The sequence below is a fragment of the Ferrovibrio sp. genome (assembly GCF_046297595.1).
Classification (GTDB): domain Bacteria; phylum Pseudomonadota; class Alphaproteobacteria; order Ferrovibrionales; family Ferrovibrionaceae; genus Ferrovibrio.
This window is the reverse complement of record NZ_JBKBHT010000009.1, coordinates 32,188-56,883: the sequence shown is the minus strand read 5'-3', so window position 1 is coordinate 56,883 and position 24,696 is coordinate 32,188. Positions and strand designations below refer to the sequence as shown.

The following is a 24,696-nucleotide window of genomic DNA, read 5'->3' as shown; positions in this document are numbered from 1 at the left end:
TGCCTTTGCTAGGCAGCCGTCCGGTTCCCCCGAGAACACCTACGCGCAACCCTGACCCGCTGCGGCGGACAATCTTGCGTGAAGCGTGAGCAGTTCGAGGCGTGGGCCAACCCCCATCCCAACGACAACTCACACTGGAGTAACTTCACATGGCTAACGCCACTGTGTCGCGCCTCGGTCAGTCCCTCGGTGCGGGCGATACCGATGCGCTGTTCCTGAAGCAGTTTGCCGGCGAGACGCTGGCCACGTTCGACGAAACGAACGTCTTCATGGACAAGCACCTGATCCGCAACATCACCAGCGGCAAGTCCGCGCAGTTCCCGGTCCTCGGCACCAACACCGCCGGCTACCACACCCCGGGCACTGAGATCACGGGCAAGGTGATCAAGCATGCCGAGAAGGTCATCACCATCGACGACCTGCTGATCTCGGATGCGTTCATCGCCAACATCGACGAGGCGAAGAACCACTACGAGGTTCGCTCGCACTACACCGGCAAGTGCGGCCATGCGCTGGCTGTCGCGTTCGACAAGAACGTGGCTCAGGTCGGCGTGCTGGCGGCTCGCGCTTCCGCCACCATCACCGGCGTCACTTACGGTGGCTCGGTCCTGACGCATGCCAACTACGCTACCGATGGCGACCAGCTCGCTTCGGGCATCTTCCTCGCGATGCAGCGCTTCGACGAGAAGGACGTGCCGGAGAACGAGCGCTACGCCTTCGTGCGCCCGGCGCAGTATTACCTGCTGGTCCAGACGACCAAGGTGATCAACCGCGATTGGGGCGGCGCTGGCGTGTACGCCGACGGTAAGGTGCTGAAGGTTGCTGGTGCGGCTATCGTCAAGTCGAACCACATCCCGTCCACCGACATCGACAGCGGCCCGACTGCTTACCGGGGCGACTTCACCAAGACGGTCGCGCTGGTCATGCAGAAGGAAGCTGTGGGCACCGTGAAGCTGCTCGATCTGGCGGTCGAGAGCGCCTACGACATCCGCCGTCAGGGCACCCTGATGGTCGCGAAGTACGCGATGGGCCACGGCATCCTGCGGCCTGAGTGCGCTGTCGAGCTGGCAGAGCCGGCTTCGTAATCGCTCACCAAATAGGGGGCAGTCTCATTCAATTGGGGCTGCCCCCTTTTTTTTTTCGTATGGGGCCCTATGACCATCGGCACTGATTTCCTTACCCCCACGACTGAGCTTCAGGCTGTCAACGTCCTTCTCTCGGTGATCGGTGAAAGCCCCATCAGCTCGGTCGATGAATTGACCACTGCTGACGCTGCGACCGCGCAGAGCATCCTCCATCAGGTGTCTCGCTCGACGCAGGCGCGGGGGTGGCACTTCAACACCGAAGAGAATTACCCGCTCTCCCCGGATGCGTCCGGTGAGATCAAACTTCCGGCCAACACCCTCCGCGTCGATACCGATGCGGACGACGTGGGCGAGGATGTTGCCCATCGTGGCATCCGCCTCTACGACCGGAAGAACCACACCTACAAGTTCACCCGCAGCCTCCGCCTGACGCTGATCGTCGCGCTCCCCTTTGAGGAGCTGCCCGAGGCTGCCCGCAACTACATCACCATCCGCGCCGCCCGCATCTTCCAAGATCGCGTTCTCGGCTCCGACGCGCTGCACGCCTTCAACGAAGACGATGAGAAGACCGCGCATGCGCTGCTCGTGGAGGCCGAAGGCGACAACGCCGACTACAACATCCTGACCGGCAACATCGACGTGGCGCGGGTGATCATGGGGTAACCCTTGCTCGTCAGCTCCTCGATCCCCAACCTCGTCAACGGGGTGTCGCAGCAGCCCGCCGCTCTCCGCCTGGTCACGCAGTGTGAAGAACAGGTCAACGGCTACTCCTCGGTCGTCGAGGGGCTTCGGAAGCGCCCGCCCACGAAGCACATCGCGCTGCTGATCGCAGACCCCGCGCCGACGAACGCCTTCCAGCACGTCATCAACCGCGACCGCAACGAGCGGTACATCGTCCTGATCACGGACGGCGACCTCCGGGTGTTCGATCTGGAGGGCGTGGAGAAGACCGTCGCGTTCCCGGACGGTAAGGACTATCTGACCGCCGCGAACCCGAAGGAGAGCTTCCGGTGCGTCACGGTGGCGGACCACACGTTCGTCGCTAACACCACCATCCAGACCGCGATGGACGACACCGACTTGACGCCGACGCGGCCCGCAGAGGCCCTCGTGAACGTCAAGGCGGGCAACTACGGGAAGACCTATAAGCTGACCGTGAAGGTCGGCTCCAGCACCTACACGGTGTCGAAGCAGACCTCCAACACGGACCCGCTCGACATCGACACGGTGAAGATCGCGACCGATCTCACCACGTCGCTCGGCAGCACCCTACCGAGTGGCTTCACTGCTACGCGCTACGGCAACGCCATCCACATCCAAGGCGATCAGGACTTCTCGATCTCCGGCGAGGATGGCTACAACGGCAACGCCATGTTCGTCGCCAAGGGCGTCGTGCAGCGCTTCTCTGATCTTCCCGCCTTCGGCCCCGAAGGTTTCGTGGTCGAGGTGGCCGGCGATCAGACCTCCAGCTTCGACAACTACTACGTCAAGTTCGAGAAGAAGGACGCGAACGACAGCTCGGGCGTTTGGCGCGAGACTGTGAAGCCGGGCATCAAGTTCAAGCTCGATGAGTCCACCATGCCCCACATTCTGGTGCGCGAGGCGGACGGTACGTTCACCTTCAAGGTGGCCGAGTGGGATGGCCGAGAGGTCGGTGACGAGGAGCAGGCGCCAGAGCCTAGCTTCGTCGGCGCTGCGATTGCGGACATCTTCTTCTATCGCAACCGCCTCGGCCTGCTGGCTGATGAGAGTGTGGTGTTCTCCCGTGCGGGCGAATACTTCAACTACTGGCCCACGACCGTCACCGCGGTTCTCGACAGCGATCCGGTGGACGTTGCGGTGTCGCATGTGAAGGTGTCCATCCTTCGCCACGCGGTGCCCTACAATGAGAGCCTTCTGCTCTTCTCGGATCAGACGCAGTTCCGCCTGAAGGCTGGTGACCTGCTGACGCCGAAGACAGCGGCGATCAACGCCACGACCGAGTTCGAGGCCAGCCCCCGGGTGAAGCCGGTGGGCGCAGGCACGAGCGTCTTCTTCGTGGTGGAGCGCGGCCAGTTCAGTTCCGTCCGTGAATACTTCGTGGACCCGGACAACGACAGCAACGATGCCTCCGACATCACCGCGCATGTGCCCAAGTACATCCCCGGCAACGCCTTCAAGATCGCGGCCAGTACCAACGAGGATGTCGTCATTGTCCTGAGCGAGGACGACCCCGGCGGGCTCTACGTCTACAAATACCTGTGGGCGCAGGGTGACACGGGCGGGGCCGTGCAGAAGCTCCAGTCCTCGTGGTCCCGCTGGACCTTCGGTGAGGACGCGACGCTGCTGAACGCGGACTTCGTGCAGTCCGAGCTGTTCCTGATCGTGAAGCGCCCGGGCGGCATCTACCTCGAAAAGATGTCCCTCGAAGCCGGCGCGACCGATCCGATGTCTACCTGGCAGATTGCCCTCGACCGGCGCATCACGGACGAGGAGTGCGGCACCATCACCTACGATGAGGAGTCCGACACCTCCACGTTCACGGTGCCCTATGACGAGGCCGGCACGCTTCAGGTGGTCACCCGGCGGGATGCGTTCCATCCCGATGCGATCCCCGGCGTGGAGATCGAGGTGGTGACGCAGGGCGTCGGTGAGCTGACCGTTCGAGGCGACGTGCGCGGCACGCCGTTCTTCGTCGGCCTGAAGTATGCGATGGAGTACACCTTCTCGCAGGTCTTCTATCGCGAGGCTTCGCCCGGCGGCGGCACCTCCAGCGTGTCTGGTGGGCGCTTGCAGCTCCTCTACTTCACAGTGACCTTCGACAAGTCCGGTTATTTCCGGGCGGAGGTCACGCCGGTTGGACGCGCAACGCGCACCTACGTCTTCTCTCCGCGAGTGGCCGGCGCTTCGGAAACCATCCTCGGTGAACCCATCATCATCTCGGATGAGTTCCGCTGGCCGATCTACTCACGGTCCAATCAGGTCGTGGTCAAGCTGATCAACGACAGCTTCCTGCCTAGCCGCTTCCTGTCGGCTGAGTGGGAAGGGCAGTACACCATCCGCAGCAAGAGGGTCTAATGGCTTCAGTCCGTCCCGCTCGCTTCTGCGACGTGTGGCGGCTGGCCCCCAATCTCCGCAAAGCTGATGCAGAGGAGTGCCTCGCTGGCACCGGCAACGGTCCCTTGAAGGCACTCCTCAACAGCTACCTCGGTTCCACTCAGGTCTTCGTTGCGGAGGACGACGAGGGCCCGTTCTGCATGTTCGGCTCCGGCCCCACGGGGATCCATTCTGTTGGCTTCGTGTGGATGCTCGGCACGCCCGGCTTGCAGAAGAACCGCATCCAGTTCGCAAGGGAAAGCCGCATGTGGGTTGATCGCCTACACGATGGCTTCCCCGTCCTATGGAATTTCACCGATGCCCGCAACGAGGTTCACCACAGGTGGCTTCGCTGGTGTGGCTTCACGTTCATCAAAAAGCACGAGCAGTTTGGCGTAGAGCGCCGACCGTTCTACGAGTTCGTAAGGATCAAGCATGTGTGAAATGGCAACCGCTCTGGCGGCGGCGTCGTTCGTCGTCGGTGCTGCCGGGGCCGTCTCGCAGCATCAGGCCGGTAAGGCCGAAGCCAAGGCGAACAACGATTGGGTCAACCAGAACGCCCAACGCGCCGCGCAGGCTACTCGCGACCAGTATGCTGACCTTCAGCTCCAGCGCGAGCAGGAGCGCCAGGCGGCGGCGCAGGAGAAGCAGGACATCTCCCTCGATGCCATCAAGGCCCGCGCTACCGCCCGCGTCGCGGCTGGTGAAGCAGGTGTTTCCGGCCTCTCCGTGGATCAGCTCATCGCTGACTACTATGACCGCGAGTTGACCGCGAAGGATCGCATCAACCAGCAGACCGAGTGGAAGAGCCAGCAGATCGCCAACCAGATGAGCGGCGTGAAGGCGCAGGGTGATGACCGCATCAACTCGCAGCGCATGAAGGCCGGGCCTTCGTTCTTCGACGCCGGCCTCCGCATCGTCGGGGCGGGCATCGACAGCTACTCCAATTACATGAAGTGGTCCGACCCCGATGGTGGGCTCGGGCGCAAGGGTAAGAAGTAACCATGGCTGAACGTGGTCGGGCTCCAAGCCCGGAGTTTGATCCCAAGGTCCGGGTGCGCCCGACCGCATCGCCGGTCGATACCTATTCCCGCCCGGCACTACCTACCCATCCCGAAGACAACCCCGCACACCGCCTCGCGGTTGCCTTGAAGGAAATCAACCCCCGCCTCACGCGCTTCTCTAACGAGGTGATGGAGGCCCGGGCCCGCGAGGATGTCGAGCGTGGCCGCGAGGCTGCCCTGAAGTCCGCCCTTGCGTACAAGGAAGCGGTCGAGAAGGGCGTCATCCGGCCCAACGAGAGCCCGTGGTTCGTCAAGGCGTACAAGGAACAGCAGGGCCGTGCCATCGGCACCGGCCTCGAAGTGAAAGCCCGCATGGAGTGGGCCAAGTGGGCGGACAAGGATAGCGACGACCCGCAGGCTTTCTCCAAGTGGTGGGGCGAGTTCCTTCAGCGCGAGCTGGAGCCGATCACCGATCAGGATGTGATGGTCGGTGTCACCAAGGAAATCCAGCAGCTCCAGCAGCAGATGGCCGGGATGCACTCGGCCTACACTGGCGAGCGCGTCAAGAAGGGGCTGATCACCGCCGGCCAGTCCGAGCTGGTCGATGCTCTCACCGCCGAGTGGGACGCCGCCAGGTCAGAAGGCCGTGACATCAATACGTCCGCCATCGCCGCCCGGATCAACCAGATCGGGCAGCGCATGCGGCTGGCCGGTGTCTCCGGTCAGGAGATCAACGACAGCATCACCGACATCGTGATCGCGAAGGCCGAGGAGATCGGTGACGCGGACCTGATGGACGTGTTGCTGACGAAGCGGCCTGACGGCACGCCGGGCCCCGGCAGCACCTCCAAGAATTTCGCCGCCATCCAAGCTGGCAAGCAGCGCATCTTCTCCTCGTTTGTCGCCAAGGCCAACTACCTCGACAAGCTGGAGGAGCGGGCGAAGAAGGAGAAGGCCGAAGGGTTTCTCCGCGACGGCCTGATGCAGCTCCGTGACAATCCCTACCATCGCTTCGATAGGGGCTGGCTGGAGCAGGCGTCGAGGGTGGACCCGGACATCGCCCGGACGCTGACTGCCGCGCAGGAGGCGTTCATCTCCGCCGACCAGCGCGAAGACCCAACGAAGCTCCACAGTCACCTTGAGCGCATGTTCACCGATCACTCGAAGACCCCCTTCGCGGTGATCAAGGAAGCCATCGACGCGGGCGCAATCCGCAGCGTGGCGACCATGACGCGGGCCCTCGACGATGCCCGTATCGTCGCTGAAGGCCGCAAGCGCAACATCATGTCGGATACGACCGTCAGCGCCGCGCTCCGGCGCGTGCAGGCGCTCGGCAACAAAGACCCCGAGATGCCCGGCATCCCGACCATGGTGGACCCGCGTGTGTCGCAGGAGGCGGCGATGGAGTTCACCCGGCACATGCACTCGTGGGCCGCAAAGCACCCCGATGCGCTGCCCATGGAGGTTGCCGAAGAGGCCCTCAAGGTCGAGCAGTTCTACACCAAATGGGCGCACGACCGGCACGCCGCGATGAACGCCAAGTCCGCGCCGCAGCAGCAGCAGCAGCCGGCACGACCGGGAGCTGACGCTGCCCGGAAAGCTCTCCAGCGAGCGCAGCAGGCCGGCGACCAACAGGCCGTGAACGACATCCTCACGGACTTCCCTGAATTGAAGCAGTAACAGAATGGCAGAGAAGAGCTACCTGAAGTATCTCACTGAGGAGGAGCGCGTTGCGCTTCTCCAGCAGCCTACGCAGGCACAGCCGCAGACGCAGGCGGCTCCTCCTGCCGCTGCTCCTTCGGCCCCGGCGCAGTCGCAGAGCTATGTCGATGCGCTCGCCAACCCGCAGCCGATCCCCGGCGCGGAGGTCATGTCGGGCGGCAACGTCGTAGACGATGTGGTGGCCGGTATCTCCGAGGCACCCAAGGCGGTCCTCTCCGGTGCCGCCAAGGCGGTCAACGAGACGATGGACGCGATCCAGTCCGCAGGCGACTGGCTGAATGAGAATGTCGCAGACATGAGCGACGTGGGCGCGGTCGAGGTTGACCGGCTGCCCACCGCCGATCTGGAGAGCAACACCGGGCGCTTCATTGAGGGCGCATCGCAGTTCATCACTGGTATGGTCGGCGTCGGTAAGTTCACCAAGGCTGCCGGCCTGTCCAAGCTCGGCGTGAAGACCCTCGGTGATGGCACCGCGACCAAGATCGCGGGCACCATGGCGAAGGGTGCGGTCACCGATGCGCTGGTCTTCGACCCGCATGAGGATCGCCTCTCCAACCTGATCGAGCAGTACGAGCCCCTGAACAACCCGGTCAGCCGATACCTGGCGGCGAGGGACGACGACAGCGAAGCCGAGGGCCGCTTCAAGGCTGCCCTTGAGGGCCTCGTTGTGGGCCCGCTCGCGGACGCCCTGATGTTCTCCGTGAAGGCGCTGAAGCTCGGCAAGGCCGGCAAGCTCGAAGCTGCCGAGGAGGCGGCTGAGAAGGCCGACGTGGCGTTCAAGGAAGCCGAGGCCAAGGGCTTCAGCATAGACACGCTGGAGAAGGAGCTTGGCGGTAAGTGGGGCGAGCCCATAAACCGCGAGGCCCCTGATCAGGGCGAGCTGGCGCTGGAAGGCGGTGGCGTGAAGCCCGATGCGTCGATCAACCCGACTACGGTGAAGGCCGGCGTTGACGATCCCTCTGCGGCCACCGAGCCGCTGCGTCAGAGCGACCAGGTGGTGCCGGTTGGAGCCGTGCTGGAGAAGGCCAAGGTCAAATTCACCCCGGATCAGGAAGCGCAGCTCCGTCTGCTGGTCAGCCGCGAGCATCTGCGCCCCGAGGGCATCGACCTCAACTTCGAGCTGATCCGCAGCACCGACGACGCCAAGGCGTTCATGAACGCGATCTCGGCGCTCTACAAGGACGAGATCACCAAGATGAAGGGCGGCAACGCTGATGGCGTCCGCTCGTGGGATAACGTCCGGCGCAACGCAGAGCGCATTGGCGACCTGATCGGTGAGCAGCCGGGCGTGATGCTCCAGCGCATGCAGCAGCAGACCAACAACCTGCTGCACCTCGACGCTGAGATGCGGGCCTACGAAACCTTCGTGGTGTCCCTCGCGGAGCGCGTTCACAAGCTCGCAGAGGCCATGGACAGTGGCCTGCCCGGACCCTTCGGTTCATATCAGCGGAACCAAGAGGCGTTCATCCGGGATGTCGCGCTGCTGGCGAACGTGCAGGCGATGTACAAGTCGATGCAGACGAACGTGGCCCGCTCGCTCAACGCCATGAAGATCGGCGCGAAGGCGAGCAACGACATGCTTCAGGGCCTCGACCTCGACGCGCTGCGGGCCGATCCGAAGGCCGCTGCGAAGCTGGCGAAGCGCATCCGCCTCGCGGGCCCCGAGCCGAAGGCGACCATCCGCACGATCGGTTCCACTTGGGGCGAGAAGCTGTGGGGCGTCCACAACGAATACTGGATCAACTCGATCCTGTCCGGTGTGAAGACGCAGGCCGTCAACTTCGCCTCCAACACCGCGAACCTGATCTACCAGCCGGCAGAGCGTATGTTCGCTGGCGCGATCACGCTGAACAAGCCGATGTTCCTCGAAGGCGCACGTCAGTATCGAGGCATCATGGCGGGCCTGAACGACAGCCTTGAGCTGGCATGGAAGGCGCTGAAGACCGGCGAGAACATTCTCGACCCGGCTCAGTCCACCGTCGAGCATGTGCGGCACAACATCTCCGCCGCCAACTTCGGACTTGAGGACACCACCATCGGTGGCCTCGTCGATGCCCTCGGCACGGTGATCCGCCTTCCCACGCGGCTGATGTCCTCGCAGGACGAGCTGTTCAAGCAGCTTGCCTATCGTGGCCGCGCCTTTGCGATGGCTGCCCGTGAAGCTGACAACCTCGGCTTTAAGTCCGGCACGCCCGCGTGGGATCGTCACGTCAAGAAGCGCGTGGAAGAGGCGTTCACGCCAGACGGGATGGCGAAGAACGACACCGCGCTGTTGCAGGCGCAGGAGGTCACCTTCACGCAAGACCTCGGCTACGGCATCGGTCACGACCTTCAGCGGTTCGTCGGCCACCACCCGGGCATGCGTGTGATCCTCCCGTTCATTCGCACGCCGACCAACATCCTCCGCTTCACCTGGCAGCGCACGCCGGGGCTGAACCTGCTTCAGAAGCAGTGGCGGGAGGACTTCATGGCCGGCGGTGAGCGCCGCGCCATGGCCGTCGCAAAGGCGACCATCGGCGGTGCCCTGTGGGCCTATGCCGCGAACCTCGCCATGGAAGGCCGGATCACCGGGGGCGGGCCCACCGACCCGGACCTGAAGAAGGCCAAGATGGAAACCGGCTGGCGTCCGTACAGCTTCGTCTGGCAGGACGAGAATGGGAAGACGCAGTACACCGAGCTGAACCGCCTCGATCCCTTCGGCATGTTCTTCGGCATCGCTGCTGACATGACCGAGGTGATGGGCCACATCTCCGATGGGGATGCTGGTGAGCTGGTGGCCGGCGCTGCCACGGCGCTGATCAACAACCTGTCGAGCAAGACCTACCTGCGCGGCATCATGGACACCGCCATGGTCGTCCGTGATCCGATCCGCTCGGGTCAGCGTTGGATGTATCGCCAGGTTGGCTCGTATGTGCCCTCGGTACTGAAGGGCTTCAACGACGACCCGCACCTCCGCGAAGTCCGCAGCTCCATCGACGCCATCAAGGCACGGCTACCGGGCTACAGCAAGGAAGTCGATCCGCGTCGCAACATCCTCGGTGAGAAGGTGCTTGTGCCGCCCGGCATGAGCGTCGAAGGAATGAGCCCGCTTGCCACCACTGAGTGGAAGGCGGATAGCGTCCTCGACGAGCTGGCGGACCAGATGCAGAAGCACAACCGTGCTATCGGCATGCCCTCTCCGAAGATCAACGGCAGCGACATCGACCTCCGTGAGGTGAAGCTGGAGAACGGCTACTCGGCCTACGACCGGCTGCTGGAGTTGCGGGGCACCGTCAAGATCGGCGGGTATACCCTGCGCGACCGGCTCGAACAGGTCATCAACTCCGACCGCTACCGCAACAAGCTGACTGACGGCGACATCAATCATGACGGCTCGCGCCTCATGACCCTGACCGCCGTGATCGGTGAGTACGGCAAGGTGGCGGAACACCAGCTCCTCCGGGAGCAGCCCGAGCTGAAGCAGAAGGTCATGGACTTCCAGCGGCAAAAGCTGCTCACCGCTCGCTTCGGAGCGCAACAGTAACAACCCGAGGGGGCCTTAGCGCCCCCTCACGCTTATCAGGAAATCAATGGCTACGCAGTCCTTCAATGTCTACGTCTGCGACGGCGTACAGGTAGACTTTGCGCTGACGTTTCCGTTCCTCTCGCGCACCCACGTCGTCGCCTACCTCGACGGCGAGCCGGTGTCGTTCGAGTGGATGACGGACTCGCTCATCCGCATTGAGCCGGCCCCCGAGAACGGTGCCGAGCTGCTGATCCGGCGCGAGACGCCGAACGACACGCCGCTGGCGACCTTCGCTGACGGTGCAGTGATCCGTGCGCCGGAGCTGAACAAGGTTCTCCGGCAGGCCCTGTATGTGTCGCAGGAGGGCCGCGACAGTGTGGCCTCGGCTATGATCGAGGACACGACCGGCAACCTCGACGCGGACGGTCGGCGCATCGTCAACGCCGCCGATCCGGTTGACGCGCAGGATGTCGTCACTCGCTCATACGGCGACGAGCATTACGGTGCCAACGCGGCTGCCACGGCAATCGCCGCTCGCGATGCCGCCATCGTTGCCCGCAACGCTGCACAGGCGGCGCGTGCTGGTGCGGAAGAGGCGGAAGCTGATGCGGTCGCCGCGAAGACGCTGGCGGAGAGTGCCCGCGATGCGGCGGAACAGCACAAGCTGGACGCCGAGGCTGCGAAGAACCAGACGCAGGCGATGCTCGACAAGGACAAGTTCCGCGAGGTCGTCTACGTCACCTCGCCGCAGACCATCAACATCACCCTTGCGGACAGCGGCAAGCTGTTCGTCTGCGATCCCACCGCCGGCGACATCACCTTCAACATGCTGTCGGTCGCGTCCGCGCTCGCGCAGACCACACCGCGCTTCTCTGTTGCCATCCAGAAGATCGGCACCTCTGAGAACGTGGTGGAAATCCTGCCGAACGGCACCGACACGATCCGCGGTGAAGAGAGCCTGAGCCTCACGCTGGACAACCAGTCGGCCATTCTGGTCCCCGATGCGGACCCGAACCCGGACGATTGGGCGGCGTTGCAGCTCGGCACTCCGCTTCTCCCCAACACCGTCAACACCGCGCAGCTCGTTACTGGAGCCGTCACCAACGACAAGCTCGAAGTGGGCCTGAACGGTCGCGGCTATCGTCACCTCTCGACCAGCGCCCCGACGAGTGGCGATGGTGCTGATGGCGACATCTGGTACAAGGTGGTCTAACCGTGGCTGGCCTCACCTACATCAAGGATGGAGGCGTCTGGAAACTCGCTTCAGCCCTGTGGGTCAAGGATGCCGGAACCTGGCGCGCGGTTGACAAGGCGTGGTTGAAGCAGGGCGGCGAGTGGAAGGAAATCTTCACCGCCGCCTTCGTGTTCAACGACACGATCAGCTCCTACATGGAAAACTACCGCGTCCGCACTCGCGCTCTCGCGGCTGGTTGGGATGGCACAATCCCACTGATCGCCAACATCACCCTCGCGGCCTCTGCTGGTCAGATTGGGTCCAACTCCACTGGCGCGTATGCGTTCGATACGGGCCCTTCCTCCGACTTTCCCGCAAGCGCAGTCCTGAACCTCACCATCCAGTCGGGTGCGTGGATCAGGGGCCGTAATGGTCCCGGTGGATCAGGCGCGGGCGGTCCCGCCTTTCGCGTCCAAGTCCCCATCAACGTCGCCAACTATGGCGACATCAGCGGCGCGGGCGGCGGCGGTGCGAACGGTTGGGGCGGTACCTATCCGATCTACTCCTGCGACCACAGCAGCAACTGCTTCTGCACGGGTAGCTGCTCGACTTATGGCGGCTCCGGTGGTCGCGGTGCGGGCTGCCTCGGCGGCGCACACGGCGGCAGCTCTGGTAGTTGGGGAACCTGCGGCGGCGGAAACTGCGGCGCTGGCTATGGCAACGGCTACTCCGGTGGCGACTTGGGTCAGTACGGCGGCGGCGGAGGGGGCGCTCCCGGGTACGCGGTCGTCGGTAACTCTCTCATCAACTGGATAAACACCGGGACGATCAACGGTCCCGTCTCGTAAGGCAAGCAATGTCGAAGGCAGAAGACATCAAGATCGACTACCGGGTCCATGACATCGACGCTGAGAGCGGCATGGCGGAAGTCGAATACACCGCAGTGGGGCATCCCGATGTCAGCACCACGATGATGGTGTTCATCTCCGGCACGTCAGAAGCGGAGATCGAGGCAAGCATCCTCCAGATGGCCCCGGTCTACGCCTTCATGCGTAAGATCGAGATGAAGACCAACAGCCAGCTCCGGTCGCTCTACGAGGCCCTGAAGGGGCGGAGCGGGCGCATCGAGAGTTGCTGCCCTGAGTGCCTCCAGAAGCGCATCGCGAAACTCCGCGCCCCGTCGCAGGAGGAGTATCGCGAGACTGTGTTGCCGGTGGAGGTGCTGTAATGGCAGCCCGAATGGACGCCAAGGTGTCGCGCCTTGGCTCCTCGTTCCTACTCACCGAGTTCCGCGCCGACAAGGGCGACATCCGCAATCTGGAGTTCCCCGAAGACACCACGCGGGACCGCATGACACATCTCTCGATCTACCTCGAAGGTCGCTTCGTGGTGCGCGATGTGAACGGAAACGTCGTCAACTACCGCAAGCCGGGCGACTTCAGCCACGAGATGCCGGATGTGAAGGCGGGCGTGTACACGCTGGAGGCCCTCGAAGACGGCAGCCGGTCGGTGTGCATCTGGCCGCGCGTGGAAGGCGTCATCATCAAGGTGCATCCGATCCGCGCCCGGGCCGGGCAATCCTTCCCGATCCTGCCGGGCCGCTTCTTCTACCTCGCGAAGGGCGTTGCTGAGATCGGAGGTCAAGACCGCCCCGAGCGCTTTTCAGCTCTCGTGGAGAGTAAGGGCGTGGTTGGCACCGCTAAGACCGATGTGATTGCTGCCTCGGTTTGGGTCTAATGTTCCACGTCCGCATCTGGCAGACCGGCTTCATGGAAGTGGTCGGTCTGCTCTCCTTCTTCGTCGCCCTGAAGCTGCTCGGTGATGGCACCGTATCATGGCTGTGGGGGCTCCTGATCCCGCCCGTCTACTACCTTCTCGCGGCGGCGGGCTCGGTAGGCTTCCACTTCCTGTTCTGTCACGCCGCGTGGCGTGCGCCGCGATGGGTTGAGATCGCTCTCGCCCTGATCGGCACGCTGTTGTGCATCGGCTCCCCGATCCAGTGGGCGGTCGGCCACACCGCACATCACGACTACGCCGACACCGAGAATGATCCCCACAACGCAACCTCGTGGTGGGGCCTGTTCCTTGGCCGCTACAATCGCCCGAGGTACAGCTTCCGGTTCGCACGTCACCTGATCCGCGACCGCTTCCACATGACGCTGCATCGCTATGCGGTGCTGTGGATCGGCTTCGTCATCCTCACCCTTGGCCTGATCGACTGGCGCTTGATGCTCTTCGGCTACCTGGCGCCGCTCGGCCTCGTCATGTTTTTCGGTGCGCTCCACAACGTGATCAGCCACGACCTCGGTAAAGGTCCGCGTGACCTCACCGCATTGCGCTGGCTGTATCCCTTCGAGTGGTCGCACGGCTCGCACCATGAGCGCCCCCGCGACATCACCGTGTCGCCGGCTGTCGTCGCCGTGGTGAACATCCTGAAGGCTTCCACCAAATGACCTCTGAAGCGCTGTGGCAAATTGCCACGGCCATTCTGATCCCCCTGAACGCGGCCTCGTGGTTGGTCATCGGCCTGCTCTGGCAGAAGCTCACTGACTTCCGCGTTGAGGTCGCCCGCGACTACGCGACCAACAGCTACATCAAGCAGGAGGTTGATCGCCTCATTTCGCAGCTTGCTCGGATCGAACAGAAGATCGACCGCAGCGGGAGCGACTGATGCTCGATAAACTCATCGGCGGTGCCGGCATCGCTTCGCCCATCGAAGCCATCGGCAACGTCTTCGACAAGCTGTTCACCTCCGACGAAGAGCGCATGCAGGCGCAGATCGTTCTGGAGAAGCTCCGGCAGCATCCCTACGAGCTGCAAGTCGAGCTGAACAAGGTCGAAGCGGCGCACCGCTCTATCTTCGTTGCCGGCTGGCGTCCGGCTGTCGGCTGGATTTGCGCGTTCGGTGTCGGTTGGGCCTACATCGGCCACCCGCTGTTCACTTGGGCAGCGGCGATGTGGTTCCCCGGCGTGCAGCCCCCGGCCATCGTGACGGATGGTCTGTTGGAGCTGGTCCTCGCCATGCTCGGTATCGCTGGCCTGCGTACCTTCGAGAAGGTCAGGGGCCGTAGCAAGTAGCCCATCTCAAAATGAGACAGGTCCAGATCGCCGCTGTAGACGGCAGCGATCCAGACGTGGCCGACCTGATCGAACGGCTCCAGAAGCACATCCTCCCCTACGACGACATCGCGCCCACCACCGAGGGCTACTGGTGGCTGGCCTTTGAGGGCGACCGCACGGTTGCCTTCGCGGGCCTCTATCCGTCCGCACAGGTGGCCGGGCGCGGTTACCTCTGTCGTGCTGGAGTGCTTCGCAGTCATCGCGGCCTCGGGCTTCAGCGCAGGCTGATCCACGCCCGTGTCCGCAAGGCCAGGTCGCTCGGCTGGCACTCTGTCGTCACCGACACTCAACCCTACAACGTGCCCTCGTCGAACAGCCTGATCCGCTGCGGCTTCAAGCTGTACCGCCCGGATCACCTCTATGCAGGCGAGGAGACGCTCTACTGGAAGAAAGACCTATGACCGCATCGCAGGACAAGCTCGCCGCCCTGCATGACGCGCTCGCGAGCCACTTCGCGGACGTGCTGAAGAACGGCGAGGAGGAGCTGACCAAGGAAGGCGAGGTCGTCCGGGTGAAGCCCAAGGCGGCGACCCTGAACGCCATCCGCCAATTCCTGAAGGACAACGGCATCGAGGCGAAGCCGGGTGATGGCAACGGCCTCGGTCACCTCGTCGCGCAGCTCCCGCAGTTCGAGGACGACGATCTCCACCCCAACTGAGGAACCCCCCATGCAGAACATCATCATCGAGAAGACCCTCGGCGTCTAAACCGAGGTGACCGTCCGCCAGTACGGCGACGGCACCATTGAGTTCGAGGCCGGCGGCGCGACCCTCCGCAACACGCAGACCGACGCGGAAACCTTCCTCCGCAAGCTGGTCGCCGCCCTGAACACCGTCGTCTACGAAACCGTGTGGGAAGGCGGCGGCGGCGATGTGGGCTAATCCGACCCGCTAAGTACAGGGTGTGAAGGAAGCTGGTAGCTACAAGAAGTTGTATGCCGCCAGAACCGTTTTAGAAGCCCGTACAGCGCAACGGAGGGGTGGCGGCTACTACCCTAGCGGCCACCCCCGCCGACCCCATCCGTTGGTCAAATAAACCCCCAAATCGAACCCTTCCGTGAGCCGAAAAGACCACCTGCTCGGGACCACGGCGGCTACCCCGTCCGATCCCCTCAAGGCAGACTTCCGCAAGTTTCTATGGCTCGTGTGGCGGCACCTGAACCTGCCCGAGCCCACCCCCGTCCAGTACGACATCGCCAGGTATCTACAGCACGGCCCCAAGCGCTGCATCATCGAAGCGTTCCGAGGGGTCGGCAAGTCGTGGGTCACCTCGGCCTTCGTCTGCTGGCTGCTCTACTGCAACCCGCAGCTCAACATCCTTGTCGTCTCGGCGTCCAAAATCCGCGCCGACGACTTCACCACCTTCACCCTCCGACTGATCCACGAGATGCCGGAGCTGCAACACCTGAAGCCCCGCGAGGGTCAGCGCCAGTCCAAGGTCGCCTTCGACGTGGGCCCGGCCCGCGCCTCGCACGCGCCGTCCGTCAAGTCGGTCGGCATCACCGGCCAGATCGCCGGTAGCCGCGCTGACGTGATCATCGCGGACGACATCGAGGTGCCGAACAACTCCGCCACGCAGATGATGCGCGACAAGCTCGCGGAGGCCGTGAAGGAGTTTGACGCCGTGCTGAAGCCCGGTGGCCGCGTGATCTACCTAGGCACGCCGCAGACCGAGCAGAGCCTCTACAACGTCCTGCCCGAGCGCGGCTATGAGGTCCGCGTCTGGCCGGCGCGGTTCCCCGACGAGAAGCAGCGCGAGCGCTACGGCAACCGCCTGGCGCCATTCATTGCCGATCAGCTCGACCGCGACCTGTCCCTTGGCGAGCGCCGCGCACCGACCGACATCCGCCGCTTCTCGGATCACGACCTGATGGAGCGCGAGGCGTCCTATGGCCGCTCCGGCTTCGCCTTGCAGTTCATGCTGGACACCTCGCTGTCCGACGCCGACAAGTATCCGCTGAAGCTGGCCGACCTGATCGTGATGTCGCTCAACACCGAGCGTGCGCCGGCCAAGGTCGTGTGGGCCTCCAGCCCCGAGCTGGTCATCCCGGACATCCCGAACGTCGGCTTCAACGGCGACCGCTACTATCGCCCGGCGTGGATCGCCCCCGAGTGGGCCGAGTACACCGGCAGCGTCATGGCCATCGACCCGGCGGGCCGTGGCTCCGATGAGGTGGGTGTCGCCATCGTGAAGATGCTGCACTCCATGCTCTTCGTGCTGGAATGTACCGGGTTCCGCGGTGGCTATTCCGAGGAGAACCTGAAGGCCATCGCCATGCTCGCCCGGCTGCACAAGGTGAACAAGGTCATCATCGAGCCCAACTTCGGTGACGGCATGTTCAACCAGCTCCTCAAGCCGGTGATGCAGGCAATCTACCCTGTCACCATCGAAGACGCCGAGCGCTCCAACACTCAGAAGGAGCGCCGGATCATCGACACGCTGGAGCCGGTGATGAACCAGCACCGCCTGGTGTTCGACCGTGCAGTGATCGAGCGCGACTTCAAGTCCACCGAGGATCGCCCCTCAGAGGACGTGAACAAGTTCCGCCTGATGTACCAGCTCACCCGCATCACCAAGGACAAGGGAGCGCTGGTCAAGGACGACCGCCTCGACGCTCTGGCGCTCGCCGTCCACTATTGGGTCGAGCAGATGAACCGCTCCACCGATCAGGCCCTCCGCGACCATCGGGAGGCCCTTCGTGACGCCGAGCTGGAGCGCTTCATGGAGAATGTCTTCGGCGCCGGCCACTCCAATGGCCCCTCATGGTTCGCCATTGAGGGCCGCAGCTAACCCATTGATCGGACTCCCTCGGCAATTAGGTTGCCGCTAAGAGGGAGAGGGTCACTGAAGTTTATACTATAGAGGTTATACCTACAGGTTCCCTTATGGTGTCCCTTGAAGGGTCACTATAGGGGAACCTGATAGGGCCCTGAGAGAGCGCCGCCATGTTTTCTGGAGGGGAGAAGGGACGACACACCCCCAACCCGGAATGTCAGACGGAAAAATCTGAGGGGCATACCGCTATAGACCGATCGCCACATTCCCCCCGGCCCCCTGCCGCCTTTCGGCCAGCTCGACGAAGGCGGGTAGGGTCGGCATCGGCAGGGCCTTCCGTCACGGATTGTGACGCTGAAGCCGTCTAACCCCGCAGAAATCCAGCAATAGGCAACGGATCATTACTCTATTGCACCCTGAAAGGGGTCTGACCGGGCACCATAGAGGGGGCTGGAGGGGCATGGCGAGGCTGTAGGGGCTGGCTGCGAAAGGTTGCAAGCGTGCCTCTGATTATCTGTTTTTTGCCGGTCCCGCCCGTGTCCCTTCAGCATCCCTTCCGGCGCCCCTTGCGGAACCCTTCCGGCTTGCCTATCTCGTGCCCGTCCGGTCCTGCCCCCTAATCAGGGCCGGGCTTCGCTGTAGAGCCGGGGGCGGTAGTGGTGATCCATTGCCGCCCCTTTTTCATGCCCCATCGGCAACCCTTTCGGGCTCATTTCCAGCCACCGCCTGGCGGTCAGACCAAAAAAGTTTTGAGTCCTGACAAGTACTTATAAAAAAGCTTGCGAGAAGTCGAAAATTCGACTTGACGCAAGTTTCGACTTGTCCTATGTTCCTCACCATCAACGCCGGGCGGTATCGCCGGGCAGCGGCAAACGGGACGGGTCACAGTCCCCCGAAGGGTAGAGCGGTGAAAGCCCCGCTCCGAACGCCGGAGAGCCTGAGAAGCCCGGATCGCAGGGCCAGAGTACCGCCGCTGCCTCGTCATGCCGCCCCGCTTGGATGTGAACGTTTAATTAGGGGAAATGTTCGCAATGTTGAGCGTGGCGCTTACCTTGAAGTCCCGCAATGAGAAGACGGGGCCAATTCCAGTTTCGACCACTACGGCGAAGACCTGCCCGGCGGCATGTCCGTTCAATCGGACTAGCGCTGGCGGGTGCTACGCTGAAGGCGGTCCCCTTGGCATGTACTGGCGGAAGGTGACTTCCGGTCAGGCTGGCATGTCATGGGATGCGTTCTGCGGTGAGATCGAGAAGCTGCCCGAGGGGCAGTTGTGGCGGCACAATCAGGCGGGCGACCTGCCCGGTGATGGTGACGTGATCGACGCTGACAAGCTGGCCGCGCTGGTCAAGGCCAACGCTGGTCGCCGTGGCTTCACCTATACCCACAAGCCGATGACTGCGGCGAACCGGGAAGCGGTGAAGGCTGCGAACGATGCCGGGTTTACCGTGAACCTGAGCGGCAACAATCTCCGCCACGCCGACGAGCTGGCGGACGCTGGCGCGGGTCCGGTTGTGGTTGTGCTGCCTGCCGACGTTGACGGCAACGCAACGCGCACCCTGCAAACCCCGCAGGGCCGCACGGTGGCTGTTTGCCCGGCCACCTATCGGGACAACGTGACGTGTGCAACTTGCGGCCTCTGCCAGCGCAGGGATCGCAAGGTGATTGTCGGTTTCCCGGCCCATGGCGCGGCGAAGCGCAAAGCCTCCGCCATAGCTGCGGCCTAAACGTTCGACTTAAGGAACGGACGATTGCAGAGGGCGGGGCATCCGCAAGGGTGCCTCGCAATGTGCAATCCGATGGAGGACGTGATGGACCAACCTTTCGCAGTGAACGGGCATCGCGCCGATTGGGCTGCGGCTGCCTTGGATGCCTTCCGCGACCGCGTGGGTCTGGAGGGCGAGGAACCGAGCCTGATCCTGCAGGACCTACTGACTGACCTGATGCACTGGTCGGCGCGGACCAGCGTCGATTTTGGCGCGGCGATGCAGAAGGCGCGGAGTGTGTACGCGGAGGAGTGCCGCGAGGAAAACGAGGAGGTGAAGGAATGGAGCCTGTAGACGTGGAAACAATCAACCACGGCAGCGTGATCGCTCTGAGGCCGCGCACGGAAGCGGCCTTGGATTGGATCACCGCGAACGTGCAGTCAGAGGGCTGGCAGTGGCTTGGCCGCTGGCTGTGTGTCGAGCCTTGCTTCGCGTCCGACATCATCGACGCGATGCAGGCCGATGGGCTGGCAGTGGGGTGACGCCATGACGTTCGCCACCGCAGACGAAAACGAGCAATTCGCCGCTGTCGAAATGATGGAGCGGATCGGGGGCAGCTTTGCGCGGCACATCGCACGCGCTTGGTTCGCCGCTGATAGCCACAACAAGGCGATCCTAGAGACTGCCTTTGCAGACCTTCTAACCCGCTATCTGGCGCTCCATCGCGGAGACAAAGCCCGCGCCTATGCGTGATCGCAGAGGGCAGGGGATGCAATGCGTCCCCTGCAATGTGTGATCCAACCACAGCGAGGGAGAACCATGCAGAAGATCGTAAGCGAACACACCATTGGCCTGAACCGGGAGAAGCCGCGCCTGTGGCTCGACGGCAAGCGGCTGATCCATGCCGGGTTCATCGGCGGGACCATCTACGGCTACACGGTGAAGCCCGGGAAGATCGTGATGCGGCTGGATGCCGACGCGCCGCGCCACGGCGAGCGCAAGGTGACTGGTCGGCCTGATGGCAAGCCCATCATTGACATGCTCGGTCGCGACCTGATTGCCGCCGGTTTCAAGGCCGGTGATCGCGTCCGCGTCACCTATCAGCCCGGCAGCATCACTGTGGTGCCCGCTGAGTGATTGCAGAGGGCAAGGCATCGCCCATCGCGGTGCCTTGCAATGTGCAATCCCGACAACGCGAAAGGAAACAGCATGGCGATCATCCGCTATGACCACCCGTTCGCGTCTCGCGAAGACGCGGATCGGTTCATCGCATCCGAATACCGGCGGTATCCGCCCGGAGGCTACGACACGAGCCTAGAGGCGCATCCCGACGGCAAAACCAACGGCGGCTGGCGTGTGACTGGCTGGCGTGCATCAACCTGTGACTAACCACGAAGGAGAATGAGTATGCGTATGCCTGCTGAGTTGACCAAGATCGTTCTGGCCGCTGCCTGCGCCAAGGCGGAGAAGGAGGGCGCGAGCCGCAACACCATCCTCGCCATCATGAAGCTGTCCTATGGGCTCGCCATGGCCGACGCGATGACCGAGCTGCATGAGGCTGTCGAGCGTGTCGAGCGTGGCGAGCAGGCCGAGGCTGCCGCCGTCCACTAAGCGATGCGGAAGCTGCAACTCGAAGCCAGCAACGAGCAGGTCCATGACCTGTTCGCTGCGCTGGACAAGGTACGCAGCACGAGCCGGACAGTGACCGTCGGTAAGGCGGCGCTGTCTGCGCTGCTGCGCGACCACACGAAGCTGCTCAACCACACGAAAGGAGATTGGGAGTGACCGTTCACGAGAACCTGTACGACCGCATTGCGGCGATCACAGGGGTGCCTCGCGAGCATGTCAAACGTGTCGCGCTGGCGCTCTCCTATAGCGCAGAGCCTCCGGCCAGCAGGCCGCGCCTGTTCGATCCAGAGCAGTCGTCGCTGGTGCTACATTGGGCATCGCCGGAGGTGCCGTATGGCTATGACACCGTTCTCGGGTGGCTGGCGCGTAACGAGCCGGGCATCCTGATCCACCTCGAAGACCCGGTAGAGGACACCAAACGGGATGGCTTCTGGCTCTGCCATCGCTGCCGCGAGCAGGGCCTGAACGTTATCCGTGTGCCGGCCCCGCCGGGTCTACGTCAGGTGGGCATTGAAGAAGTGAACGCCTACCCTGTGGAGCTGATCCGCAAGCGCATGCGCTGTTGATCACCTTCGTACCTGGCGGGTATAAGGCGGGATCACATACAAGCGTATGCGTTCCCGCCGTGCCAAACACACCGCACTCCCGGGAAGAAGCCCGGGCTCGCCAGTTGTTGCTGGCCTACCTCGACACAACGTCGCAGTGGGCCTCCAACTGGCGCATCAAATACCCAAACTCGATGATGGCCGCCCTCTACTTGCTGGAGCAGGAGCAGAGGGGATCACCGGGCGCAAAGCTGATCGAGTTTGAGGTGCTGTACCGGCAGTATTACAGCCGGGCAACCGTCCACCGCATGCTCCGCCCCGGCGAGAGCCGGGGCGCGCTGCGCTTGGACAAGTCCACTGGCCGATGGCACCTCACCGATGGGGGTCGGAAGAGGGTCAGGGCTTTTCTGAAACTGTATCGCGAACGGGTGGAGGCGAGGGGCGTCTCAATTTGAGATGGCCTACGCCCTCGTGATCTTGCAGCCGATGCGCCGGGTACACCAAATTCCCGGCACCTGAAAAAACAATCGGGGATTTATTAGGGGCAGGACTTTCATGCTTAATGGTCGCAGCTTTCTTCCAATCGAAGTCTTCTGGTGGTGGAACCCTTCCTACTCTAGGCGGGTCGATGTATGGTTTGAGCAGGGCAGCCTGATGATCAGGCTTCTCAAAATCGAGGTAACTGTCTCACTGAAGCGGGGACGCAAAAGAGAAGAGGGAACGGAGTATGTCGGTTACCAAATTAGGGGCAGACCTGAGTAGTCCGTCATTATTCAAGCTGCTGCGGGTCACTGAAAAGTGCCGCGACGCGCTGGATTTTATGGAGGCGCAGACCCTTCAGTGTCTGCTGCTGATCGCGACTAACCCGGGCATCCGGCAGTCCGATCTGGTCGAGAAGACAGGGCTCGCGCCTTCCACCATAAGCCGCAACATCGCCATGCTCTCGAAGGTGTTCAAGCCCGGCACGCCCGGGCTGGACTTTGTTCGGGCCTTTGAAGACCCGAGCTACCGCCGCACGAAGTTGGTCGAGCTGACCCCGAAGGGGCAGCGCTTCGTCGCAGAGTTAATCAAACTGATGGAGGGATAGGAATGGCAGTTAGACTACGCGGCACCTCGTGGCAGGCCGATTTCCAAGTCGGTGGCCAGAGGTTTCGTCGTGATGGGTTCAAGACCGAAGCCGAGGCGAGTGCGTGGGAGCATGAGCAACGTGCCCGGATACTGAAGGGGCAGGAGGTGATCGAACCCGACACCTCGCACAAGGGCCGCACCGTGCAGTCCCTTTTCGAGGCGGTTCGGGATCGCCACTGGTCAACCAAGAAGGCGGGCGAAAGCCTCGCTGCGAATGGCCGGCGAGTGGTGGAAGACCTTGGGCCCAACACGCTGGTGCGGGACATCACCGTTGAGAAGATCGACGAGCTGGTTTCCACCTGGCGATCTCGGGGCAACGCTGGCGGCACCGTCAACCGCAAGCTGGCGGCGCTGTCGAAGATGCTTCACTTCGCCCGCAAGCGTGGCTGGATCACGGAGGTGCCCGAGATCGAGCGCGATAGCGAGTACGCCGGGCGGCTCCGCTGGCTGACGTGGGAAGAGGAGCGGAAGGTGCTTGGCTTCCTCCGCTACATCGGGGCGCACGACGTGTGCGACCTCGCGATCTTCCTGATCGACACCGGCTCGCGACTGAGTGAAGCCCTGTCTCTCCGTTGGATCGACACCATGCCGAGGAAGGTCACCTTCTGTGTCACCAAGTCCGACGAGATACGCTCGGTGCCCCTTACGAAGCGGGTGCAGGGCATCCTCGAACGGCGGCGGAAGACCAACCCCGATGGTCCCTTCATCGGTATCTCCAAGCGGACCCTTCGGTCTGTTTGGGATCGCATGCGGGCGCACCTGAAGATGGACGACGTGGTGCTGCACACGTTGCGGCATACCTGTTGCTCCCGGCTGGTGCAGGGCGGGGCTGACCTGCGCCGGGTCCAGCTCTGGATGGGACACAAGACCATCCAGATCACCCTGCGCTACGCCCACCTAGCGCCCGACGATCTGGAGGTTTGCCTGTCCATCCTTGAGGCTGGAGAGCAGGGCACACCGCTGGCGGCGGGCCGGCGGGAGGCGACTGAGCTTGCGGCCCTTGAACAGGGGGCAGTGGCCGGGTAAATGTGACGCCGCGTGTGACGCGCTGTCACAAACAGCAGTGCGGGCGTGGCGAAATTGGTAAACGCACGAGACTCAAAATCTCGCGTCTTCAATGACTTGTCGGTTCAAGTCCGACCGCCCGCACCAAGCTGAACGCACTCAAAATCTGTTGTCCGCAAGGGCGTGCTGGTTCAAGTCCGGCCTGGGGCACCACCTTTCTGAAAAATCCGGCAAATTTGGCGATCCGCAACCACGGGGCGGGTGTGGCGCATCACTCCGCTTGCCTTGCTGGGCATAATCGTTATATTCCATAACAATATTCATCCCAAACCAAAAATAGCCGTCATGCGCCTGACCACTGCCGAGAAAGACAACCGCCCAGACGGCCAGAACACTGGCGGCCAGAACACCGGCGGCCAGAACGCCGGACCTTCTGATTCCGGCATGAACCTGCCGTCGACCCTGGCCGTCGAGCGGCGTGGCGATATCGCCATCCTGCGCCTGAAGCGTTCGGAAAAGCGCAACGCGCTCGATAATGCCACGGTGCTTGGGCTGCAGCGGTTTTTCACCATGCCGCCCGATGGCGTGAAGGCGGTGGTGCTGGACGGCGAAGGCGAGCATTTCTCGGCCGGACTCGATCTGTCGGCGACGCAGGAGCTTTCCGCCAGCGAAGGCGTCGGCCATTCGATGATGTGGCATGAAGCCTTCCGCCATATTCAGTTCGGCCGGGTGCCGGTGATCTCGGTGCTGCATGGCGCGGTGATCGGCGGCGGGCTGGAACTGGCCGCCTCAACCCATGTGCGCATCGCCGAACCTTCGGCTTTCTATGCCCTGCCGGAAGGCCAGCGCGGCATCTTCGTGGGCGGCGGCGGGTCGGTGCGGATTCCGAAGCTGATCGGCGTCGCCCGGATGATGGACATGATGCTGACCGGCCGCGTCTACAATGCCGAGGAAGGCCATGCCATCGGCCTGTCGCAATATCTGGTCGGTGCCGGCGAGGGCATGTCCAGGGCCATGGAACTGGCGGCCAGGATCGCGGCCAACGCGCCGATGACCAACTTCGCCGTGATGCATGCCCTGCCCCGCATTGCCGACAGCGCCCCGGAAGCCGGCTACATGATGGAGGCGATGATTTCCTCCATTGCCCAGGCCGATATCGAGGCGAAGACACGTATCCGCGATTTTCTCGAGAAGCGCGCCGGCAAGGTCGGCAAATAACAAACGGA

Annotated in this window: 31 protein-coding genes and 1 tRNA gene; all 32 read left to right on the top strand. The window is 63.2% G+C overall.

Annotated features, from left to right (window positions below; all coding sequences use genetic code 11):
* Nucleotides 1-149 precede the first annotated feature (149 nt).
* Nucleotides 150-1,085, top strand: coding sequence for a phage capsid protein (locus tag ACK4FJ_RS18630; RefSeq protein ID WP_409768238.1), 936 nt, complete (start codon nucleotides 150-152; stop codon nucleotides 1,083-1,085).
* Nucleotides 1,086-1,154: 69 nt separating this feature from the next.
* Nucleotides 1,155-1,748, top strand: a complete 594-nt coding sequence (locus ACK4FJ_RS18625; protein ID WP_409768237.1) for a hypothetical protein — start codon at nucleotides 1,155-1,157, stop codon at nucleotides 1,746-1,748.
* Between the two features lie 3 nt (nucleotides 1,749-1,751).
* Complete coding sequence (locus ACK4FJ_RS18620; RefSeq protein ID WP_409768236.1) at nucleotides 1,752-4,142, top strand: hypothetical protein; 2,391 nt, start codon at nucleotides 1,752-1,754, stop codon at nucleotides 4,140-4,142.
* The gene (locus tag ACK4FJ_RS18615) at nucleotides 4,142-4,603 is read left to right on the top strand and encodes a hypothetical protein (protein ID WP_409768235.1); all 462 of its coding nucleotides are present in this window, start codon (nucleotides 4,142-4,144) and stop codon (nucleotides 4,601-4,603) included. Before ACK4FJ_RS18620 ends, ACK4FJ_RS18615 begins: the two co-directional genes overlap by 1 nt.
* A 1-nt stretch (nucleotide 4,604) precedes the next feature.
* The gene (locus ACK4FJ_RS18610) at nucleotides 4,605-5,162 is read left to right on the top strand and encodes a hypothetical protein (RefSeq protein WP_409768234.1); all 558 of its coding nucleotides are present in this window, start codon (nucleotides 4,605-4,607) and stop codon (nucleotides 5,160-5,162) included.
* A gap of 2 nt (nucleotides 5,163-5,164) precedes the next feature.
* Nucleotides 5,165-6,844, top strand: coding sequence for a hypothetical protein (locus ACK4FJ_RS18605; RefSeq protein WP_409768233.1), 1,680 nt, complete (start codon nucleotides 5,165-5,167; stop codon nucleotides 6,842-6,844).
* Between the two features lie 4 nt (nucleotides 6,845-6,848).
* Nucleotides 6,849-10,409: a hypothetical protein gene (locus tag ACK4FJ_RS18600; RefSeq protein WP_409768232.1), complete on the top strand. Its 3,561-nt coding sequence runs from the start codon at nucleotides 6,849-6,851 to the stop codon at nucleotides 10,407-10,409.
* Between the two features lie 46 nt (nucleotides 10,410-10,455).
* On the top strand, nucleotides 10,456-11,604 hold the full coding sequence (locus ACK4FJ_RS18595; RefSeq protein WP_409768231.1) for a phage tail fiber protein: 1,149 nt from the start codon (nucleotides 10,456-10,458) through the stop codon (nucleotides 11,602-11,604).
* A gap of 2 nt (nucleotides 11,605-11,606) precedes the next feature.
* Nucleotides 11,607-12,413: a hypothetical protein gene (locus ACK4FJ_RS18590; protein WP_409768230.1), complete on the top strand. Its 807-nt coding sequence runs from the start codon at nucleotides 11,607-11,609 to the stop codon at nucleotides 12,411-12,413.
* An 8-nt stretch (nucleotides 12,414-12,421) separates the two neighbouring features.
* The gene (locus ACK4FJ_RS18585; protein ID WP_409768229.1) at nucleotides 12,422-12,793 is read left to right on the top strand and encodes a hypothetical protein; all 372 of its coding nucleotides are present in this window, start codon (nucleotides 12,422-12,424) and stop codon (nucleotides 12,791-12,793) included.
* An 11-nt stretch (nucleotides 12,794-12,804) separates the two neighbouring features.
* Nucleotides 12,805-13,302, top strand: a complete 498-nt coding sequence (locus tag ACK4FJ_RS18580) for a hypothetical protein (protein ID WP_409768228.1) — start codon at nucleotides 12,805-12,807, stop codon at nucleotides 13,300-13,302.
* Complete coding sequence (locus ACK4FJ_RS18575) at nucleotides 13,302-14,018, top strand: hypothetical protein (protein WP_409768227.1); 717 nt, start codon at nucleotides 13,302-13,304, stop codon at nucleotides 14,016-14,018. Before ACK4FJ_RS18580 ends, ACK4FJ_RS18575 begins: the two co-directional genes overlap by 1 nt.
* Nucleotides 14,015-14,236, top strand: coding sequence for a hypothetical protein (locus ACK4FJ_RS18570; protein ID WP_409768226.1), 222 nt, complete (start codon nucleotides 14,015-14,017; stop codon nucleotides 14,234-14,236). The genes ACK4FJ_RS18575 and ACK4FJ_RS18570 overlap by 4 nt, the downstream gene beginning before the upstream one ends.
* Nucleotides 14,236-14,643, top strand: a complete 408-nt coding sequence (locus ACK4FJ_RS18565; protein ID WP_409768225.1) for a 3TM-type holin — start codon at nucleotides 14,236-14,238, stop codon at nucleotides 14,641-14,643. The genes ACK4FJ_RS18570 and ACK4FJ_RS18565 overlap by 1 nt, the downstream gene beginning before the upstream one ends.
* 56 nt (nucleotides 14,644-14,699) lie before the next feature.
* Complete coding sequence (locus ACK4FJ_RS18560; RefSeq protein WP_409768224.1) at nucleotides 14,700-15,086, top strand: GNAT family N-acetyltransferase; 387 nt, start codon at nucleotides 14,700-14,702, stop codon at nucleotides 15,084-15,086.
* Nucleotides 15,083-15,343, top strand: a complete 261-nt coding sequence (locus ACK4FJ_RS18555; protein WP_409768223.1) for a hypothetical protein — start codon at nucleotides 15,083-15,085, stop codon at nucleotides 15,341-15,343. Before ACK4FJ_RS18560 ends, ACK4FJ_RS18555 begins: the two co-directional genes overlap by 4 nt.
* A gap of 55 nt (nucleotides 15,344-15,398) precedes the next feature.
* A complete protein-coding gene (locus ACK4FJ_RS18550) occupies nucleotides 15,399-15,566 on the top strand; it encodes a hypothetical protein (protein WP_409768222.1) in 168 nt (55 codons plus the stop codon).
* 175 nt (nucleotides 15,567-15,741) lie between these two features.
* Nucleotides 15,742-17,475 (top strand): phage terminase large subunit, encoded by a 1,734-nt coding sequence (gene terL / locus ACK4FJ_RS18545; protein ID WP_409768221.1) that lies wholly within the window; start codon nucleotides 15,742-15,744, stop codon nucleotides 17,473-17,475.
* A 1,166-nt stretch (nucleotides 17,476-18,641) separates the two neighbouring features.
* Nucleotides 18,642-19,184, top strand: coding sequence for a hypothetical protein (locus ACK4FJ_RS18540; RefSeq protein ID WP_409768220.1), 543 nt, complete (start codon nucleotides 18,642-18,644; stop codon nucleotides 19,182-19,184).
* Between the two features lie 84 nt (nucleotides 19,185-19,268).
* Nucleotides 19,269-19,517 (top strand): hypothetical protein, encoded by a 249-nt coding sequence (locus ACK4FJ_RS18535; protein ID WP_409768219.1) that lies wholly within the window; start codon nucleotides 19,269-19,271, stop codon nucleotides 19,515-19,517.
* On the top strand, nucleotides 19,505-19,705 hold the full coding sequence (locus tag ACK4FJ_RS18530; RefSeq protein ID WP_409768218.1) for a hypothetical protein: 201 nt from the start codon (nucleotides 19,505-19,507) through the stop codon (nucleotides 19,703-19,705). The genes ACK4FJ_RS18535 and ACK4FJ_RS18530 overlap by 13 nt, the downstream gene beginning before the upstream one ends.
* A 4-nt stretch (nucleotides 19,706-19,709) precedes the next feature.
* Nucleotides 19,710-19,916 carry a hypothetical protein gene (locus tag ACK4FJ_RS18525; protein WP_409768217.1) on the top strand — a complete coding sequence of 69 codons (207 nt, stop codon included), beginning with the start codon at nucleotides 19,710-19,712 and terminating at the stop codon, nucleotides 19,914-19,916.
* A gap of 66 nt (nucleotides 19,917-19,982) precedes the next feature.
* Nucleotides 19,983-20,300, top strand: a complete 318-nt coding sequence (locus ACK4FJ_RS18520; RefSeq protein WP_409768216.1) for a hypothetical protein — start codon at nucleotides 19,983-19,985, stop codon at nucleotides 20,298-20,300.
* A gap of 72 nt (nucleotides 20,301-20,372) precedes the next feature.
* The gene (locus ACK4FJ_RS18515; protein ID WP_409768215.1) at nucleotides 20,373-20,552 is read left to right on the top strand and encodes a hypothetical protein; all 180 of its coding nucleotides are present in this window, start codon (nucleotides 20,373-20,375) and stop codon (nucleotides 20,550-20,552) included.
* Between the two features lie 18 nt (nucleotides 20,553-20,570).
* Nucleotides 20,571-20,774 carry a hypothetical protein gene (locus ACK4FJ_RS18510; RefSeq protein WP_409768214.1) on the top strand — a complete coding sequence of 68 codons (204 nt, stop codon included), beginning with the start codon at nucleotides 20,571-20,573 and terminating at the stop codon, nucleotides 20,772-20,774.
* A gap of 3 nt (nucleotides 20,775-20,777) precedes the next feature.
* The gene (locus ACK4FJ_RS18505) at nucleotides 20,778-20,948 is read left to right on the top strand and encodes a hypothetical protein (RefSeq protein ID WP_409768213.1); all 171 of its coding nucleotides are present in this window, start codon (nucleotides 20,778-20,780) and stop codon (nucleotides 20,946-20,948) included.
* The gene (locus ACK4FJ_RS18500) at nucleotides 20,945-21,358 is read left to right on the top strand and encodes a hypothetical protein (RefSeq protein WP_409768212.1); all 414 of its coding nucleotides are present in this window, start codon (nucleotides 20,945-20,947) and stop codon (nucleotides 21,356-21,358) included. Before ACK4FJ_RS18505 ends, ACK4FJ_RS18500 begins: the two co-directional genes overlap by 4 nt.
* 173 nt (nucleotides 21,359-21,531) lie before the next feature.
* Entirely contained in the window at nucleotides 21,532-21,792 is a 261-nt protein-coding gene (locus tag ACK4FJ_RS18495) for a hypothetical protein (protein ID WP_409768211.1), read from the top strand.
* A gap of 272 nt (nucleotides 21,793-22,064) precedes the next feature.
* The gene (locus ACK4FJ_RS18490; RefSeq protein WP_409768210.1) at nucleotides 22,065-22,424 is read left to right on the top strand and encodes a MarR family winged helix-turn-helix transcriptional regulator; all 360 of its coding nucleotides are present in this window, start codon (nucleotides 22,065-22,067) and stop codon (nucleotides 22,422-22,424) included.
* Nucleotides 22,425-22,426: 2 nt separating this feature from the next.
* Nucleotides 22,427-23,491, top strand: coding sequence for a tyrosine-type recombinase/integrase (locus ACK4FJ_RS18485; protein ID WP_409768209.1), 1,065 nt, complete (start codon nucleotides 22,427-22,429; stop codon nucleotides 23,489-23,491).
* A 39-nt stretch (nucleotides 23,492-23,530) separates the two neighbouring features.
* Nucleotides 23,531-23,617: transfer RNA gene (locus tag ACK4FJ_RS18480), tRNA-Leu, on the top strand.
* Between the two features lie 198 nt (nucleotides 23,618-23,815).
* Nucleotides 23,816-24,688: a crotonase/enoyl-CoA hydratase family protein gene (locus tag ACK4FJ_RS18475; protein WP_409768208.1), complete on the top strand. Its 873-nt coding sequence runs from the start codon at nucleotides 23,816-23,818 to the stop codon at nucleotides 24,686-24,688.
* Nucleotides 24,689-24,696 lie beyond the last annotated feature (8 nt).

Bases quoted from the DNA above. Each gene is read 5' to 3' on its own strand.
- ACK4FJ_RS18540 (WP_409768220.1), top strand. From the start codon at position 18,642: ATGTACTGGCGGAAGGTGACTTCCGGTCAGGCTGGCATGTCATGGGAT.
- ACK4FJ_RS18610 (WP_409768234.1), top strand. From the start codon at position 4,605: ATGGCAACCGCTCTGGCGGCGGCGTCGTTCGTCGTCGGTGCTGCCGGG.
- ACK4FJ_RS18520 (WP_409768216.1), top strand. From the start codon at position 19,983: ATGCAGAAGATCGTAAGCGAACACACCATTGGCCTGAACCGGGAGAAG.
- ACK4FJ_RS18585 (WP_409768229.1), top strand. From the start codon at position 12,422: ATGTCGAAGGCAGAAGACATCAAGATCGACTACCGGGTCCATGACATC.
- ACK4FJ_RS18630 (WP_409768238.1), top strand. From the start codon at position 150: ATGGCTAACGCCACTGTGTCGCGCCTCGGTCAGTCCCTCGGTGCGGGC.
- ACK4FJ_RS18555 (WP_409768223.1), top strand. From the start codon at position 15,083: ATGACCGCATCGCAGGACAAGCTCGCCGCCCTGCATGACGCGCTCGCG.
- ACK4FJ_RS18485 (WP_409768209.1), top strand. From the start codon at position 22,427: ATGGCAGTTAGACTACGCGGCACCTCGTGGCAGGCCGATTTCCAAGTC.
- ACK4FJ_RS18580 (WP_409768228.1), top strand. From the start codon at position 12,805: ATGGACGCCAAGGTGTCGCGCCTTGGCTCCTCGTTCCTACTCACCGAG.
- ACK4FJ_RS18505 (WP_409768213.1), top strand. From the start codon at position 20,778: ATGCGGAAGCTGCAACTCGAAGCCAGCAACGAGCAGGTCCATGACCTG.
- ACK4FJ_RS18595 (WP_409768231.1), top strand. From the start codon at position 10,456: ATGGCTACGCAGTCCTTCAATGTCTACGTCTGCGACGGCGTACAGGTA.
- ACK4FJ_RS18525 (WP_409768217.1), top strand. From the start codon at position 19,710: ATGACGTTCGCCACCGCAGACGAAAACGAGCAATTCGCCGCTGTCGAA.
- ACK4FJ_RS18535 (WP_409768219.1), top strand. From the start codon at position 19,269: ATGGACCAACCTTTCGCAGTGAACGGGCATCGCGCCGATTGGGCTGCG.
- ACK4FJ_RS18570 (WP_409768226.1), top strand. From the start codon at position 14,015: ATGACCTCTGAAGCGCTGTGGCAAATTGCCACGGCCATTCTGATCCCC.
- ACK4FJ_RS18625 (WP_409768237.1), top strand. From the start codon at position 1,155: ATGACCATCGGCACTGATTTCCTTACCCCCACGACTGAGCTTCAGGCT.
- ACK4FJ_RS18475 (WP_409768208.1), top strand. From the start codon at position 23,816: ATGCGCCTGACCACTGCCGAGAAAGACAACCGCCCAGACGGCCAGAAC.
- ACK4FJ_RS18605 (WP_409768233.1), top strand. From the start codon at position 5,165: ATGGCTGAACGTGGTCGGGCTCCAAGCCCGGAGTTTGATCCCAAGGTC.
- ACK4FJ_RS18565 (WP_409768225.1), top strand. From the start codon at position 14,236: ATGCTCGATAAACTCATCGGCGGTGCCGGCATCGCTTCGCCCATCGAA.
- ACK4FJ_RS18575 (WP_409768227.1), top strand. From the start codon at position 13,302: ATGTTCCACGTCCGCATCTGGCAGACCGGCTTCATGGAAGTGGTCGGT.
- ACK4FJ_RS18515 (WP_409768215.1), top strand. From the start codon at position 20,373: ATGGCGATCATCCGCTATGACCACCCGTTCGCGTCTCGCGAAGACGCG.
- ACK4FJ_RS18600 (WP_409768232.1), top strand. From the start codon at position 6,849: ATGGCAGAGAAGAGCTACCTGAAGTATCTCACTGAGGAGGAGCGCGTT.
- ACK4FJ_RS18495 (WP_409768211.1), top strand. From the start codon at position 21,532: ATGATGGCCGCCCTCTACTTGCTGGAGCAGGAGCAGAGGGGATCACCG.
- ACK4FJ_RS18490 (WP_409768210.1), top strand. From the start codon at position 22,065: ATGTCGGTTACCAAATTAGGGGCAGACCTGAGTAGTCCGTCATTATTC.
- ACK4FJ_RS18510 (WP_409768214.1), top strand. From the start codon at position 20,571: ATGCGTATGCCTGCTGAGTTGACCAAGATCGTTCTGGCCGCTGCCTGC.
- ACK4FJ_RS18530 (WP_409768218.1), top strand. From the start codon at position 19,505: ATGGAGCCTGTAGACGTGGAAACAATCAACCACGGCAGCGTGATCGCT.
- ACK4FJ_RS18615 (WP_409768235.1), top strand. From the start codon at position 4,142: ATGGCTTCAGTCCGTCCCGCTCGCTTCTGCGACGTGTGGCGGCTGGCC.